Origin of the sequence: Leptospira kanakyensis (assembly GCF_004769235.1) — a bacterium.
GTDB lineage: Bacteria > Spirochaetota > Leptospiria > Leptospirales > Leptospiraceae > Leptospira_A > Leptospira_A kanakyensis.
Window position 1 is genome coordinate 815,039 of sequence record NZ_RQFG01000005.1, and the last position, 16,741, is coordinate 831,779.

The 16,741-nt window shown below is 35.2% G+C and carries 17 protein-coding genes; 15 read left to right on the top strand and 2 right to left on the bottom strand.

The genetic code is table 11. The features are described from left to right. The first annotated feature begins 38 nt into the window (after positions 1-38). The 15 genes from EHQ16_RS04455 (at position 39) to EHQ16_RS04525 (ending at position 12,313) form a co-directional block, all read left to right on the top strand. Positions 39-452: an LIC_11090 family protein gene (locus EHQ16_RS04455; RefSeq protein ID WP_135635270.1), complete on the top strand. Its 414-nt coding sequence runs from the start codon at positions 39-41 to the stop codon at positions 450-452. A 106-nt stretch (positions 453-558) separates the two neighbouring features. Next, positions 559-1,344 carry a hypothetical protein gene (locus tag EHQ16_RS04460; RefSeq protein WP_135635268.1) on the top strand — a complete coding sequence of 262 codons (786 nt, stop codon included), beginning with the start codon at positions 559-561 and terminating at the stop codon, positions 1,342-1,344. 75 nt (positions 1,345-1,419) lie between these two features. Further along, positions 1,420-3,036, top strand: a complete 1,617-nt coding sequence (locus EHQ16_RS04465; RefSeq protein ID WP_135635266.1) for a copper chaperone PCu(A)C — start codon at positions 1,420-1,422, stop codon at positions 3,034-3,036. A gap of 183 nt (positions 3,037-3,219) precedes the next feature. Then, the gene (locus EHQ16_RS04470) at positions 3,220-3,831 is read left to right on the top strand and encodes a GNAT family N-acetyltransferase (protein WP_135635581.1); all 612 of its coding nucleotides are present in this window, start codon (positions 3,220-3,222) and stop codon (positions 3,829-3,831) included. A 9-nt stretch (positions 3,832-3,840) separates the two neighbouring features. Continuing rightward, the gene (locus EHQ16_RS04475) at positions 3,841-4,605 is read left to right on the top strand and encodes a phytanoyl-CoA dioxygenase family protein (protein WP_135635264.1); all 765 of its coding nucleotides are present in this window, start codon (positions 3,841-3,843) and stop codon (positions 4,603-4,605) included. A gap of 243 nt (positions 4,606-4,848) precedes the next feature. Further along, a complete protein-coding gene (locus EHQ16_RS04480) occupies positions 4,849-5,148 on the top strand; it encodes a PadR family transcriptional regulator (protein WP_135635262.1) in 300 nt (99 codons plus the stop codon). 45 nt (positions 5,149-5,193) lie between these two features. Next, positions 5,194-6,363, top strand: coding sequence for a chromate efflux transporter (gene chrA / locus EHQ16_RS04485; protein WP_135635260.1), 1,170 nt, complete (start codon positions 5,194-5,196; stop codon positions 6,361-6,363). An 80-nt stretch (positions 6,364-6,443) separates the two neighbouring features. Further along, positions 6,444-6,941: a DinB family protein gene (locus tag EHQ16_RS04490; RefSeq protein ID WP_135635258.1), complete on the top strand. Its 498-nt coding sequence runs from the start codon at positions 6,444-6,446 to the stop codon at positions 6,939-6,941. A gap of 1 nt (position 6,942) precedes the next feature. Next, a complete protein-coding gene (locus EHQ16_RS04495) occupies positions 6,943-7,350 on the top strand; it encodes a hypothetical protein (protein WP_135635256.1) in 408 nt (135 codons plus the stop codon). Beyond that, positions 7,340-7,789, top strand: coding sequence for a GNAT family N-acetyltransferase (locus EHQ16_RS04500; protein ID WP_135635254.1), 450 nt, complete (start codon positions 7,340-7,342; stop codon positions 7,787-7,789). The genes EHQ16_RS04495 and EHQ16_RS04500 overlap by 11 nt, the downstream gene beginning before the upstream one ends. 27 nt (positions 7,790-7,816) lie before the next feature. Then, a complete protein-coding gene (locus EHQ16_RS04505; protein ID WP_135635252.1) occupies positions 7,817-8,422 on the top strand; it encodes an FMN-binding negative transcriptional regulator in 606 nt (201 codons plus the stop codon). 78 nt (positions 8,423-8,500) lie between these two features. Beyond that, positions 8,501-10,063, top strand: coding sequence for an NAD(P)/FAD-dependent oxidoreductase (locus EHQ16_RS04510; RefSeq protein ID WP_135635250.1), 1,563 nt, complete (start codon positions 8,501-8,503; stop codon positions 10,061-10,063). A 2-nt stretch (positions 10,064-10,065) separates the two neighbouring features. Continuing rightward, positions 10,066-11,364: a DUF2079 domain-containing protein gene (locus EHQ16_RS04515; protein ID WP_135635248.1), complete on the top strand. Its 1,299-nt coding sequence runs from the start codon at positions 10,066-10,068 to the stop codon at positions 11,362-11,364. 41 nt (positions 11,365-11,405) lie between these two features. Continuing rightward, on the top strand, positions 11,406-11,981 hold the full coding sequence (locus EHQ16_RS04520) for an LBF_2127 family putative lipoprotein (RefSeq protein ID WP_135635246.1): 576 nt from the start codon (positions 11,406-11,408) through the stop codon (positions 11,979-11,981). Continuing rightward, on the top strand, positions 11,951-12,313 hold the full coding sequence (locus EHQ16_RS04525; RefSeq protein ID WP_135602050.1) for a hypothetical protein: 363 nt from the start codon (positions 11,951-11,953) through the stop codon (positions 12,311-12,313). Before EHQ16_RS04520 ends, EHQ16_RS04525 begins: the two co-directional genes overlap by 31 nt. Here EHQ16_RS04525 and EHQ16_RS04530 read toward each other — a convergent pair. Beyond that, positions 12,310-13,668 (bottom strand): TolC family protein, encoded by a 1,359-nt coding sequence (locus EHQ16_RS04530; protein WP_409035588.1) that lies wholly within the window; start codon positions 13,666-13,668, stop codon positions 12,310-12,312. The two genes, EHQ16_RS04525 and EHQ16_RS04530, sit on opposite strands and share 4 nt — an antisense overlap. A gap of 8 nt (positions 13,669-13,676) precedes the next feature. After that, positions 13,677-16,739, bottom strand: coding sequence for an ATP-binding cassette domain-containing protein (locus EHQ16_RS04535; RefSeq protein WP_135635244.1), 3,063 nt, complete (start codon positions 16,737-16,739; stop codon positions 13,677-13,679). Between the last annotated feature and the right edge of the window lie 2 nt (positions 16,740-16,741).

Consider the following 16,741-nt stretch of genomic DNA (forward strand, 5'->3'; position numbering starts at 1 on the left):
AAACAAAGAGGGGCCCAGTAGAATGATAACGAATCACCATGAAACGTTGGTTACAAATAGCTTCGGTTTTAATTCTACTTCCCTTTATAGGAAAAATCCTATTTCTGGAAACGGGATTACTCGCCCAGTCAATGTACCGACTTTCGATGGTTTGTCATTGCAATCATGGATCCAAAAACGAAATCCATAGAAATGAGGATTCCCCTACTCCCACACGGATCACATGCCATTTAACAAAGAATAGTGGTCAGCACCAATGTTCCTGCGCCAAAAAAAAATCAGCCACAAAGGTTCTCCAATCCCAACTGATGAATCCTAGTTTTACTTCTGAAACAAAGTTCCATCAAACCATGCAGTTAATCAAAACAACTTTTTTTACTATATCCAATGTAAACCTTTCCAATGGATATTCTCATCTACCAGAAAAACCACCAAGATTCAAAACCAGCTAATCCAAGAAGTTAAAACAATCGGTTCTATTTAATAGAACATACAAACTATACTTAGGCAAACTAAAACAAAAGTTTGACCATTGGATTCCCATACAAAGGTAATTTTATGTTTAAGAATTTATTATCCATTTCTCTCCTCAGTTTGGCCACTTTCAACTGTACAATGGCCAAAAACACAGAAACAAACAACGCATCTAATTTGTTATCTTTACTTGTCGCGACAAATACCAATCCAGGTTGTTCCATCTCTTCCACGACAGCTATCACAAGTAACCTCACCCAAGTAGAAAACAAACAACGCACAAAATATTCCATTTCAGCCTGTGATGAAGTTGGATTTAGTAATTTAGATTTGACCCAATTAGAAGTAACTAAAGGCGCAACAGGAACAAGTAGTAACTCAATCATAACAACAAACAAAGATGTGATGTTGGCTACAAATAAAGGAGGAACTAATATTGAAGTTTCTTTTGTTTTAAACTCTTCCGCAAGCACTCTTGATGTAATTGCTTATGGAACTGGTAGTCCGATGAGTGGGCCTACTTATCGTTTCATTGCAGGAGCTCAGACTCAGTATAAAAATGTTTCCAATGTATTTGCAAATACAGGCAAAGGTGGATCGGTTTCTGCACCCATTCCATCTGTGGGAACCAATTATACATTTTGTTTAGACTTTCAATCCACAGCAGGAGGTTCACGATTCCTCAATGGTTTTAACAAACCTTGTTCGGAACTCACAGACACAGAAAGAGGATCCATGTCCTACTATCCAATCATGCAAATGATGAATGTTCCTGTGTATACAAACGGCAACCGATTGGGTTTTGTATTGAATGGGGCTACCATCACTTCATTCACAATTGGTTCCATCGTTTCTAATACAGAAATGTAAATTCTCTCTCCAAACACTTGTCATACTGGTGAATTAAGTAGCCAGTATGATTTTTTGGTTAAGGACAAAAAACAAATGAAGCTCAAACATATACTCATTCTATTTCTAATCACAACCCCTCTTCTAACCAAAGAAGTTAAAATTGAGAATGCTTATATCAAATATACATCCTCAACAACTTCCGTTGTTTACCTCACTTTAAACAACGGAACAAACATCGAAAAAAAACTAATCCAAACAAAATCAAATATAGCTGATCGAGTCGAGTTATATACAATGTTACCTTCAGGTACAGGAATGAAAATGGTTCCTGTTACCGAAATTCCCATTCCCAAAAATGGTATGACCCATCTCACTCCCAGAGGGTTTCATATCATGCTCTTTGGAATTACATCTCCTTTAAAACTAAAGGATTCCATTCCCTTTCGTTTTATTTTTTCTGATGGATCTGAACTACAAACCACTATCTCTGTAGAAACTGCATCGCCAAACAAAGATACAAACACTAAATCCACTTCTACTTCATTCAAAAAAGAAGAAACAGGACATAACAATCATGTTTCTCAAACTACAGATGAAGTTGATATGTCAAATTTTGATCCCAATGTACAAACGAACGAAGACCATTCGGAACATGATCATTCCGGACATGATGGACATAAAAATCATAACCGTGCCGATATGTTAGCTCCTGCTGGAATTATGAACCCACACATTCATGAACCAGGAAAGTGGATGATCGATTATCGTTATATGGGAATGAAAATGTGGGGATTACAATCAGGAACTACTGGGCTGAGTGATCTTGGAACATTATATTTTCCATTTACCGATCCCACTGTTGCCATGCCTACAGGAAGTTTAATCACTAACTCTCCACTGGGAACTACTTTACCTATTTTATCAGCTAACAAGTACAATTACATGTCAGTTCCAACTGATATGGTTATGGAAATGAATATGGTGAGTGCTATGACTTCCATTTCAGACAAATGGATGATTATGTTTATGGTTCCTGCAGTCAAAAACAAAATGACAATGTTATCTAGTAATTTTGATCGTGCTCCTATGAGTTCTGCAGGGATTGGTGATGTTAGTTTCAGCACAGCCTACCGATTGATAAAAACGGAACATCAGAATTTTTTTACAGGGATGGGAATTTCACTTCCTACAGGTTCTATTGATGAAAGAGACAATATGCCTATGATGGGAAAACAAAAAGTTCCTTATAACATGCAACCTGGTGTTGGAACTTATAGTTTACTACCGCAACTTTCGTATAACGGAAATTATAAGAGAATTTCCTGGGGTGCACAATCACAAGCAAACTTAAGAATCGGAAAAAATGATAATAACTACAGATTCGGAAATCGATACGAAATTTCGGGATGGTTATCCTTTCTTGTTCATGAAACCACTTCATTTTCTCTTCGTATGACAAAACAAAGGTGGCTAAACCTCCAAGGAATGGACGCTACACTTGATCCTAAAATGGATCCCCAAAACGATCCTTTTCGTCAAGGTGGGATGCGAAGTGACCTCCTTATCGGTGTTAACTTTTTAATAAACTCAGGAATTTTACAAGGGACTCGTTTTGGTTTTGAATATGGCAAACCCTTTCATCAAAATTTAAATGGCCCTCAATTGGCAACAAGGGAACTCATCAACATTTTTGCTTCTTTTACTTTTTAAAAGAATTGTAGATTTTTTTTTGGGCGCACATCTCCGGCTCTCCGCTGCAATCTTTCCTTACGGAAAGGATTTCCGCTGTGATCCGGGGCGCTAGTGAAATAGAAATTCTATATTGACGAAAGTAACTAGAACGATTTACATTTGGAAAATCAAACTTTATCCTTTATATTAAAACTAAAATCCATGACAGATTCAAAACTTATCATAAGAAATGCCACACCAAACGATGTAACATCCATTGTCCCACTCATTTATTCTTCAGGCCCGAAAGCTTGGACTTTTGTTTTTTCAGAAGGAAAAAAAACAGCTTTTGATTTTTTAAACTCATCCTATACCCAACGTGGTAATACTGTTTCGTATACGAACCATTATGTGGCAGAAGTAGGTGGTAAAGTGGTGGGATCAATTCTTTCCTATACACAACCAAGTTTTCTTGCACTCACAGCAGGAACTGCCATACGAATCCTTTCCCTATACAAATGGCATGCTCCCAAGGTAATGGCAAGAGGTCTAAAAACAGAAACCATCATCCAACCACCTAAATCCAGTTGTTTGTATTTAGGGCATATTGCTGTTTTAGAAACAGAAAGGAACAAAGGAATCGCAAAACAACTAATCGAGTATATGATCCAAATCAATCCAAAATACAAAACTATTTCTTTAGATGTATCTGCTGAAAACAAACCCGCCATCTCCCTTTATCAAAAGTTAGGTTTTCAAATCAAAGAAACAAGAAATCCGATTGGATGGGAAGGAATCATTCCATCACATCACTATATGGAAAAACAAATTTAGTCACTCTGTATGAATGAGGTGATTCCTTCCGAAGTAAAATCACAATTAGAAACTTTGGGTTATTATTTGTTTCCCAACAACTTTCCCATGGATATGGTTAGGATCTTAAAAAAGATCCTTCTTCGTTCCAATGCCGAATGGTCCAAGGAACTCAATCATCCGAAAAATGTAAATAGTGCTTACCTAACTTCGACAAAATTCACAAAAGATACAAACGATCGAAATATACTTTTTCAATTTATAGAATCAGAGCCACTCTTGAACATTGGTAAAATTGTTTTTGATGAACCAATGTATTTTCTCAATACACAAATATTTTTTAATCCAGAAGATCCAAACAAACTCCCCTATTGGCACCGGGACATCCAATACATGGGCATTCCGGAAGAAGATCAATACAAAAGAATTCAAAAAGATTTTGTTTGGCACTTTCGTATTCCCTTGGAAACAGATCCTGGAATTTGGGTGGTTCCCGGATCTCACAAACGTTGGGACACCGAGGAAGAAAGAAAGATTCGTTTGGAACTAGAAGGTAAAAAAAACCATGAAGGTCTTCCCAACCAAATCCTCATCCCCCACAACCCGGGAGATTTGTTAGTGTTTTCAGCCCACCTCATCCACAAAGGAAACTATGATAGCAATCGATTTTCTTTTGATATCATATACACAAACTTTCCAGAAAAGAAAGAAACTGCAGACCATTGGAATCATTTTCCAGACAAAGAAGCAGAGTTAGAAGATCCTAAAAAAGAATCCATCTTCCAGTTGATTTAAAAATTCCAATCTAAAATGAAATCCCTGCGCCAGCGACCGCAGTGGAAATCCTTTCCCAAAGGGAAAGATTGGAACGTAGGGCGCGGTCGTGTATGGATCGTATGTGACTCATTCAATAGATCCGAGGCGCCCCCTTCCTACCGCTTTCGGTCGTGAAAAATCTTAAATTGTAATCGTTTTAAATTAAATCTATTTGAATTTTTATTTTGACTATCGGTATTCGATATCGTAAATTGATTTTGAATGAAGATAAATGATTTTTTTTCAAGTTTTATCAAAATTCATATCTTACATCACTGTGAAAAAGAAGAAATTTATGGTGTATGGATGATAGAGGAACTTAAAGAACATGGGTATAAAATTAGTCCTGGTTCTTTGTATCCTCTACTAAAAAACTTAGAAGACAAGGGGTTCATTCGTTCGCGCAAAGAACAAATGGGAAAAGTAATGAAAAAATTTTACCGCATCACACCCAAAGGGAAAAAAGAACTCTCTAGTGCAAAAATAAAATTAAAAGAATTAATTGGTGAAATACTCAGTTAACTGAATAAAAAAATATAAATTAATAAATATATGAAAACAAAACCAATGAAATATTTAGAAGTATTTTTTACTGCATTCAAACTCGGCTGTACCTCGTTTGGTGGCCCCATCGCTCACTTAAGTTATTTTCATGACGAGTATGTAACCAAAAAAAAATGGATTAGTGCAGAGGCCTATGCTGACTTAGTAGCTCTTTGTCAATTTCTTCCAGGGCCTGCCAGTAGCCAGGTAGGAATGGGCATTGGACTCTCACGTGCAGGAATTTTTGGTGCGATTCTTTCTTGGATTGGTTTTACTTTACCATCGGCGATCATCCTCATTCTTTTTGGACTTGGAATGTCTGAGGCAAAAGATATGACAAACAAAAATTGGCTTCATGGATTGAAGGTAGTAGCCGTTGCCGTTGTGGCCCAAGCCATTTTAGGAATGGGAAAAAAACTTTGTCCCGATAAAGAAAGAATCACAATTGCCATAATAACAAGCGTTATTTTATTATTTTTCAGTTCTGCTTTGTTTCAAGTGTTGGTTTTAGTGGGCGCAGGATTTTTTGGAGTATTCTTTCTAAAATCTTTGCCCAACTTACCGGAGGAACCACTACATAAAGGAAACAAAAACATTAGTTTGCTATTTTTAATTTTATTTTTTGTTTTGTTATTTTTTCTTCCTTTTTTAAGAGAAATTTATCCTGACCAAAAAATCAAACTATTCGATAGTTTTTATAGAGCCGGTGCACTTGTGTTTGGTGGTGGACATGTAGTACTTCCCCTTTTACAAGCAGAAGTAGTTCCCTCTGGTTGGGTAAACAATGATCTTTTCCTTGCTGGTTATGGAATGTCCAATGCAATCCCAGGACCTTTGTTTGCATTTAGTGGTTATTTGGGTGCCATATCAGAAATAGAACCAAACGCCTGGTCTGGTGCTATCATTTGTTTGGTGGCAGCTTTTTTGCCATCTTTCCTTTTGATCATTGGTGTTTTACCATTTTGGGAAAACCTAAAAAAAAATCCGAACATACGAAAGTCGATGTCTGGGATCAATGCAGCAGTGGTTGGAATTTTACTCGCTGCTCTATACCAACCTGTTTGGACAAACGCAGTTTTTTCAGGGAAGGATTTTGCTTTGGTTGCTTCTGGATTTTTACTTCTAGAATACTGGAAAATTCCATCATGGGCGGTAGTCTTAGTTACCGTTATCGTTAGTTTATTCCTTTATTAAAAAGAAATCACTGTATCTCTATTTTGACCTAAACCAAATTAGTCGTTGATTTCCCCAATGTCTTGGAAAAATCTTTCTCTATGAAAGATTTTTTCTTAAGGAACAATGCTTACCATATATGGGCAACCAATCTTTTGTATGAGTCATCAGAAACAATATCCGATGAAGATTACAAAAAAGATGTAGGATTATTTTTTAAATCCATACATGGAACTCTAAATCATTTATTACTTGTTGAAAAAGTATGGTATTCACGTCTTATTGGTGAAATTTATGTTCCAACTTCCTTAAGTGAAGAAATTGAAGAGGATCGCCAAACATTAAAACAACGAATGATCCAAAGTTTAGAATTATGGAGTTCTTGGCTTCTTGGACTCGACAATTCTATTTGGGACACTATCTTCCGTTATAAAACAATGCGAGGATTCGAAGCCGAATTGATCTTTAGCGACGTCATTCAACACAATTTCAACCATAGAACCCATCATCGAGGCCAAATCACTGCCGCCATAACAGGGCTAGGTGGTAAATCTCCTGAAATCGATTTTGTTTATTACCTACAAACCCAAGGAAAATAGTATGTGGAACCCATCTAAAAAAATAAGAACCATTGCCAGTAAAATTTTAATCGTTTTGTTTTCCTTCACGATGATCTTTCATGTGATTGCCCTATTTCAATTCATCCCTTACAAATACCTTTGGGGTGGAAGGCTTAGCAGTGTGGAAGAAATGTATGTGATGGAGACCGTTTCTCTCATTGTAAATACATTCTTTTTATGGGCCAGTTTTCAATACACTCAATACCTAAACAAAGGTTTGGTGCCTCTTTGGATTCGACTTGTGTTTGCTTTCATCGGTATTATATTTTTAGCCAATACAATAGGGAATCTAGTTGCCGTTACCGATTTAGAAACTTTACTGGCTACACCGGTAACAGCAGTTTTATCCGGAATTTGTTTCTCATTGGTACCAAAATATGAAAATTAGACAAGCTAACTACAAAGACGTTTTAAAAATCTCTCCTGTATTCGATGAATACAGACAATTTTATGGACAATCAACTAACATAACAGGCGCAACTCGCTTTTTACAAGACCGAATGGAACATGCTCAATCCATAATTTTTGTGGCGGAGGATCCAAACACTGGCGAAATTGCAGGTTTCACCCAACTGTATCCCGTGTTTTCATCCATTTCTATGCAAAGATCTTACATTCTAAACGATCTTTATGTGAAAAAGGACTTTCGTAAAAAAGGAATCGCCAAACAATTGATTGCGGAAGTTAAATCTTTTACAAAATCCAATTCGGGAAAAGGATTAGAACTTTCCACTTCCACACACAACAAAGATGCCCGTGCTTTGTATACAAAGGAAGGATTTGAACAAGAAACCGAATTCTTAACTTATTTTTGGAAATCTGTTTAACAAACGTTTAGAAGGAGTAAGGACAAAATGTACATCCCCGAATATTTTCAAATGGAAACCGATTTCATTTACCAATCGATTGAAGAGAATCCGTTTTCCATCTTGGTTTCCAATAACCAAGGAGAAATGATCGCAACACATTTACCTTTACTCCTTTCGGAAAACAAACAAACATTAGTAGGCCATTTTGCCAAACCAAATCCCCAAGGTCTTTCTAACGGTAAGGAAGTACTTTGTATTTTTTCTGGCCCTCATTGTTATATTTCACCTTCTTGGTATGAAACGGAAAGAGCAGTTCCCACTTGGAACTTCACAGCAGTCCATGTAAAAGGAATTCTAAATATTGTAGAGGATCCTTTGAAAATTCATCAAAGTTTATTAAATTTAATCAAACGATTTGAAGCCAAAGATTCTAAGTATAAAATTGATTCCGTGGATTCAAATTATATCGAAGGTTTAAAAAAGGGAATTGTTCCCTTTGAAATCAAAATCACAAACATGGAAGGGAAACAAAAACTCAGCCAAAACCATTCTGTGGAACGCAGAAATCTTGTGATCTCAAATCTAGAATTGTTGCCGGGAGAAAATGAAAAAGCGATTGCCTCTTTAATGAGAAAAGGTTTAAATCAATAAACCATTCACAAATCGTGGTAGACAAAACATCCTTTTCAATAGTTCTCTTATTTTAAAATTTGGATTACGAACTAAACCTTGAAACTTGAATTAAACGTCAGAGTCACACCAGAGATTGCATCAAATCCAGACCATTTATTGCAATTCGTATCCAAACAAAATAAAATTCCCAAAGCAGATATCAAACATATCGAATGCACATCTCGTTCCATTGATGCCAGGCAAAGAAATGTTGTTTTCCAATTACGTTTGGATGTTTACGTAAACGAAGATTTTATCCCTCTAGAATTTCCCATTCCCCATTTTCCCAATGTCAATTTAGAAGAACCCGTTCTCATCATTGGTGCGGGACCCGCTGGTTTATTTGCTGCCTTACGAGTTCTAGAGTTAGGAAAAAAACCAATCATCTTAGAACGTGGAAAAAATGTCAAAGAACGAGTGGAAGACCTTCGAGGAATCAATGTCCATCATATCGTAAATGAAGATTCGAATTATTGTTTCGGAGAAGGAGGAGCTGGAACCTATTCCGATGGAAAACTTTATACAAGATCAAAAAAACGTGGAAACATTCGAAAAGTTTTAGAATACTTAGTCACTTTTGGAGCCACCAAACAAATACTAGTTGATGCTCACCCTCATATTGGAACAAACAAACTTCCTCGTATCATTCAAAATATCAGAGAATGTATTCTTTCCGCTGGTGGGGAAATTCATTTTAAAACTCGCATCACCGATTTAATTCTTTCTGGAAATTCGATTACAGGTGTGAAGTCGACCTCCGGTGACAAGTGGATGGCAAAAAATGTAATCATTGCAACAGGACATTCTGGTCGGGAAATGTTCCAACTCCTTTATGAAAAAGGAGTCGAAATCCAAACCAAACCTCTTGCCATCGGTGTACGTGTGGAACATCCGCAAAGTTTGATTGATTCCATCCAATACCATTGTGACGTTAAAAATCCATTACTCCCTGCTTCCGAATATTCCCTTGTAAAACAAATTAATGGGAGAGGTGTTTATAGTTTTTGTATGTGTCCTGGTGGAGTGATTGCTCCCTGTGCTACAAAACCTGGTGAAGTGGTCACCAATGGATGGTCAAGTGCAGAACGTTCACGTCCGACTGCCAATTCTGGAATTGTCGTAGAACTACGATTTGATGATTTCAAATCATTCGAATCCTATGGAGTGTTTTCTGCTCTCCAGTACCAATCGTCCATTGAAAGAAAAGCTTTTGAAATGAATGGTGGAACACAAAAAGCACCAGCACAACGAATGGTCGATTTCACCAAAGATATCATTTCAAACGATCTTCCAAAAACTTCCTATACTCCGGGACTAGTTTCTGTTTCTCTCTCTGAATTATTGCCACAACTCATTGCAGATTCACTAAAAAAAGGATTCAAGGAATTTGAATCTTCTATGAAAGGATATTTCACAAACGAAGCCATCATCCACGCACCGGAAACAAGAACTTCTTCTCCTATCCAAGTTCCTAGAAATCCAGAAACATTAGAACATGTTCGTGTCAAAGGATTGTTTCCTTGTGGAGAAGGTGCTGGTTATGCGGGAGGCATAGTATCTGCTGCCATTGATGGAATGAAATGTGCGGAAGCGGCACTCACCGGTAATTTCACAAAATAAAGATGAAACAACTTCGTTTTCATCTACCTTCCTTCATTATCTGGATGGTAGTCTTTTATTTTTTAACAGAAAGATCCATCTTTCGTTACCAACATCTGGGTGCAGGAGTCGATGTAGGATTATTTGAAAACTTATTCTATAATTTAGTGCATTCAGGAAAGGCTGTCACATCCATCGGGATTGATGGAAATTCTCATCATTATTTTTCCGATCATATCAATTGGTATATTTACCCTCTATCAATATTATACAAATTTTTTCCTTATGTAGAAAGTTTACTCATCTTCCAAGCATTGGTGATCAGTTTACCTATCCTATTTTTTCCTCTTTATAAAAAAGATAACCAAAACAATTGGATTTATCCATTGTTATACGCACTATTTCTTCCGATTTATTGGATTCAGGTTTTTGATTTTCATCCCGAAGTCCTTTGGATCCCTTTATTTTTTTTATTTTATTACTTTTGGAAAAAACAATCTCCTTATTGGATTTTGTTCTTTATTTTAAGTTTACTCACAAAAGAAGAATCCGCATTAGTTTGGATCGTCTTTGCTTTGATCGAAGGAAAATCGAAAAAAAAAGAAAGTATTTCCATCGGACTTACGGCACTTGTTTATTTTATTTTTTGTATCATTCTACTGAGTCATCTGCGAAATTCTGGAAGCCAAATTCCGATGCCAGCACATTGGGAAAGATACGAGAACCCCATTGCCGCTTTACAAAACTTACATTTATTTCTTTATTTAATTCTATTCCTAAACCTACCGTTTCTTTTTTTACAATTCAGAAATAAACTTATCTTATGTTTGGTTCCTTATTTTTTGTATTCACTTTTTTCCTCTTATGAAGTGAACAAAACTCCTTTCACCCATCATAGTTTTATCGCAGTTCCCATCATTATGATTAGTTTTATAGAAAGTTTGGATCATCTGAATCAAAAAAACAAAATTCTATTTGGTTATTTATCCCTATTCGTTTCCATTCTAATATTCTGTTTTTTTGGTCCAATCTCCAAATCTTATTCCTATAGAAAAGAATATATGAATCCTGGCGGATCCCCAAAGGATGTCACAACTTTACGTGGTCTGTTAAATGGAAAATCAGTAGTTTCCAATCTTCCACAATACCTTTCCAACCGAACTTCTGTTCAATTATTTTTACCAAACCAAGAGTATACGGCAGATTATTTAGTGTATTATGTATTTTCAGGAAACTCACAAACCCCTCCCGTGCCTAATCATTACGAGTGGGAACAAATGATAGAAAACCATATACAAATCTACAAACGTACGGAAAATTGATTGATTCATTTTAGAAATCAATCACTCTAAATACCTGAAAAATGAAACCATTCGTTTATAACCTTTTATTTCTTTTGTTTATCCATTGTTCTGTTGATTTGCGTCAGGTTCCACCACCATCACCAAATGGATACTTAAACAGATCTCAAACGAATCTCCCATTAGTAATTGGTAAGTTTGAAATTGTTTCTGCTGATCGTGGAGTTTACACCGATGCATGGCGCATGGCACTCAAAGGGCAACTCACCTCCTCAGGTATTTTTCCCGATGTAGTTACAACAATAGACCCAAAAACTACTACCAATTTTTATACTATTGATGTAGAAATGAAAACCCATTACGAAGACAAATACAATTGGTGGTACACCTGGCCTGCTCTTTATCCATTCACTGGAATTTGGCCTCTCCAACATAGAGAAGCAGAATACAATGTTGAATTTAAATATAAATTATATAAAAACAAATCGATTGTTAAAGAGGAGACCATTTCCAAAACAGGAAAGGCAAATGAATCTATATACGGATTTTATAAAGTGCGGAACTTTCATCGTATGATTGAAGAAACTAATTTAGAAGCTGTTAGAACATGTATCCAAAATTTATCCGAATCATTATAATTTTAAATCTTTTTAGTTTTGTTGGATGTGTTAGTATTCCTTTTCATCCTGCTAACAATACGGAAGAATGTTTAGCCTATTATTACCAAACCAAAAGGCAAGTTACAGAAGTATTTGATGAAAATTTACTCACTTTGGGACTAGTCATTACACTTTCCCTTTTGAATTCTGCATTTTCACCCATATTTTTATTACCAATCCTTACCACTCCATACATTCAATATCAGAATAAGTTAAGATCGGATGAAATTCTAAAACAATGGAAAAGAGAAAGATGCGGAATTGCTGATTTCAATCCAGAACAAAACCAAACTAGACCAACAGACCTTTAGTTATTTAGAAACTTCATAGTGTCTCCCAAAAGGAGACCAATTTGTAATCTTAGTTGGATTAGATCGTAACGATTTTGGATTTCATTTCGCATCACATCACGAAGTCGCCTATCAACCGTTTGTAATTCAATCACAGAAGCAGATCCAGTTTTATATGCTTTTTCCATAATTTGATAATTTTCTTCCGCGATACGTTTGCTTTCACGGGAAATATCATACAACTCAACTAAGTTATTATGTTGTTGGATGAGTTCAAAAAGGTATAAACCGGTGTTTTCTCTTAAAAACTGGGATTGGGATTTGGCTAATTTGATTTCAACTTTTGACTTATCATATTCATTTTTAGACAACCAACGATTGAACAAAGGAAATCTAAATCCAAAATTACCACCAACATCAAAATCCGCGTCAGATGATCTTGCATATCTACTAAAATCATTCCGACTATAATCATAGAGTTCCATGGAGTTTGTCCATGTCCCACTAAGTCCAGAAAAAGATTCTCTGCTAGATTGGTTGTAAACATTTACAAAAAAATCAGGCACCCAAAGTTCATTAAAACGAACTAGCTTCTGGACTTCTAAAATTTTAACTTGGTTCACAGTTAATATAAGATCAAAATTCAAATCAGTTAGATTCTTTTCATATTCTGCTAAAGTAGAGTCTAAAGGCAGAATTTTATATTCTCGTTCCGGAATTGGTTTTAGAACCACATCTTTCAAAAGAAATTTTCTTCTAAATACCGACTGACTTTTTTGTTGGTCCAACCTAGATTTAGTGACATTGTATTTGTAAAAGAAATAATCTACTTTAGAGTTCTGAGTTACTAAATAAGATTCGATTCCTTGTTTATAAAGTTTTTGAACCGATTGGAATTGTTTATCAGCACCTGACTCATTCGAAAAATCGTAATTATAAAAAGCTAAAAGTTTTAGGGTTTCAGCATATTGAAAGGCTTGGTCAAATAATTCCTTTTGGTATAAGGCCTTATATTCCAATAACAACCGTTCGTATTCTAATTCTAAAATCATATTGGTAAGAACGGTATTACCTTGTTCTTGAAAATTCCAATTCAGATTCAGAGACGTGCTCCAACCCTTTCTATTATAACCATCACCCCTTAATGCCTCAAAAAAAGGAGAATGGTCAATATTTACAGCTGGTAGATAACGTAAACTTTTGGAGTCTACGTCCACTTTTTTACGTTCAATTTCCATTTCCTTGAGTTTTAATTCATATGACTTTTCACCAACTAACTTTGGTAAGTCATAAAAATCCACAGCATCTGGCCAAAGTTGGGAAATTGGCAAAATGACAAAGGAAGAGAAAAATATAAGTAAATAAAACCGAATCACTAAATCAATTATCGGATTGCTTCCTGTTTGGAATGAAGTAATTGGTAAATTCCACCTTTAGAAAGTAACTCTCGATGAGTGCCTTTACCCTCTAATTTTCCTCTTTCCAATACAAAAATCTGGTCATAATTACGAATTGTATCCAATCGGTGAGCCACTGTTATGATAGTGGCATTTGCAAACACAGAATTCAAATGAGACAGAATTCGGGATTCAGTTTCCTTGTCCAAAGCTGCGGTTGGTTCATCCAAAAGTAGTACACTCGGTTTTTGCAAAAACAAACGAGCAAGAGATACCCTTTGTTTTTGACCACCGGAAAAAATGAATCCTCTTTCAGAAATTTCCGTATCATAACCAAGCGGAAGTTTGACGATATCATCATGAATACAAGCAAGTTTGGCGGCTTCAACCACTTCACTTAAAGTTGCTTCTGGTTTCGTGATCGAAATGTTTTCTCTGACTGTTCCCGCAATGAGCGGATTCTCTTGAAAAAGGACACCAATTTTTGTTCGTAAACTAGGGAGCCAAATCTCATCCAAAGAAACATCATCAATGATGATCTCCCCTTCATGTGGATTATACAATCCAAGGATCAACTTTAATATAGTTGATTTTCCACTTCCACTCCGACCAACAAAGGCAACTTTTTTACCAGCTTGGATTTTTATATTTAAATTACGGATTCCCGATTCAGGTTTTAAAGTATCATAAGAAAAACTTAAATTTTTAAACTGGATATTACCTTTAACTTCAGGTAAGTCTACCTTAAACAAATTATCTCTATCAGTAATTTCACTATCCAAAGATTCAAAAGTACGTAACCGATTCCAAGATACGTTAGCTTTTTGAAGTTTCAAAAAATCATCATACAAAGAAACAATTGGATTTCGAATGTAAGCAACAAGTCCAATAATGGCATACAAAGTTCCAAGTGTCATTTGATCTTTCAAAATCAAAATACTTCCCACCAATAAAACAATAACTACAGTTATTTGTTTAAAAAACTCAGTATTAGTAAAAAGCAAATTTGAATAAAATAATTTTTTACCTTCTGAATTCAATTGTGTGGTGAGTCTTTTTTCAAAATCCCAACGATGAGAATATGTAGCACCTAAATTTTTTATAGTTTCAAATCCATTGATGGTTTCGATGAAATAACTCAAGGTGTCTGATTTTTTTAAGGATTCTTTTTTTGTTTCTTCAACAATCCTTGGTACAAACGCACGAAGGATCAACATCTCCGGTAAAATCAATAAACCAATAATTAATAACAACAAAGGAGAGAGAAAAAGAAAAATGATAAAAACTAAAGAACTAAAGAGTAAATCAAAAATCTTCATTGCTCCTTGATCAGAAAAATATAAAATCACAGATTCTATTTCTTCCCAACGATTCAAAATTTCACCTTTTCTGTTCCTTTCAAAGAATGAAATCGGTAAAGAAATCAATTTTACCAAAAATCGAATTGCGATTGTTTGATTCACTCGATTGCTCGTAAAAAAAATTACATTGGATCTGAAATAGGCAAGAAAGGATTGTGAGAAACTAAGAAGAACTACAACTAAAATTACAGGTAAAAAAAACTCTTTGTTTTCTTTCAAAAGAACTGCATCAATCAAATATAAGTTGATTAATGGAATGAATACTTCCAAACCTTTAATTACAAAACTTGCAACAATACCGGCTTTTAAATATTTGATGGCTGGTAAAAAATACTCAGCCAGTCCGGAAAAAAATCTATTTTTCCATTCAAAGTTTTGTTCTGGTTTGACTTTAGGAACAAAATAGATAACAACATTAGAAGATTTTTTTTCCCATTCTTCACGAGAAAGACTGATCTCGCCAAACTCTGGATCCAAAATCAAAACTTTTTTAGGTCCAATGGACTTTAAGATTATATACTTTGAATTTTCAAAAAAATTGATAGTTGGATTGTTATTTAATTCTGATTCGTGGTCTTTCCAGTTTACAAAGTAACAATCACCTTTGGATTCTCCAAAACTACCTTTCCAATGACTTGGCCGAATGTCAGGATCAAAATCTGGAAAAGAAGGATCTGCGTCGTAATCCGCAAAAGAGTATCCCCAATATCGAAATAACATTTTACGACAAGCATCTCCCGATTGTGATTTGCCATCTTGGAATAAAAACGGAAACCGAATTTGGTTTCTAAGTGGAGGAGAAATTTTTTGTTTTGGTAAAAAATGAAACTGATCTTCTTCATATATTGATGATGTTTCGAATTTATCTTCCTCGGAACCATCACCAAGATTTAGTTTTCTTTCGCTCATAATAGAACGAATGGTAATTAATAAACTTTCAGACTTTTTAAAAAAGTTTGTTGCATCTTTGGAAGATAGTTCATAAACAAAACTTTCCTCTACGGCTGTAACAGTGGCGTTTCTTGCCTTTTTTTCCAAAACCCCCATTTCACCTAACACAGACCCAGCTTCTACAAAGGAAAAATAGTCTTTTTGCCAAGTAGACTTAGTGACTTTAAATCGACCCGATCGAATAAAAAATAAAGATGAACTTTTACTTCCTTCTTTGATTAAAATTTGCCCCGGAGATACTTTTTGTTTTACTAATATCTTTGATAGATCTTCAATTTCTGAATTGGAAAGTTTTCTAAAATAAGGATGTATTCTTAATTCATCGCGAAGTTGAACATTTTCTTTATATTCATTCCAGGATTGTTTTCTTTGTTTATCGGATTCGATAAACTTTAAGAACAAATTAGAAGATAAAACTCGAACTTTGGAATTTTCTTCTGCTTGAAAAATTTGTTTTTTTAGAGAATCGGATGATAATTCGGATACTCCATAAAACGAACCTTCCGTTAATGTTTTAATTAATAATTCCTTTTCATTGATTTTTAATTTTACCTGAATCCTTCCTGTTTCTAAAAAAAGAATTGGTGTTGGTTCTAACTCGCTGGCACCGATTCTATCATTTGCAACTAAGGATCTAAATTCGAATAAACCTAAAAATTTTTTTAAATCATTTGATGATAAGGTAGATAAAAAATCATCATCGGAGATAACTTTAGGAATTTCTTTTACAGTTTTCAAAG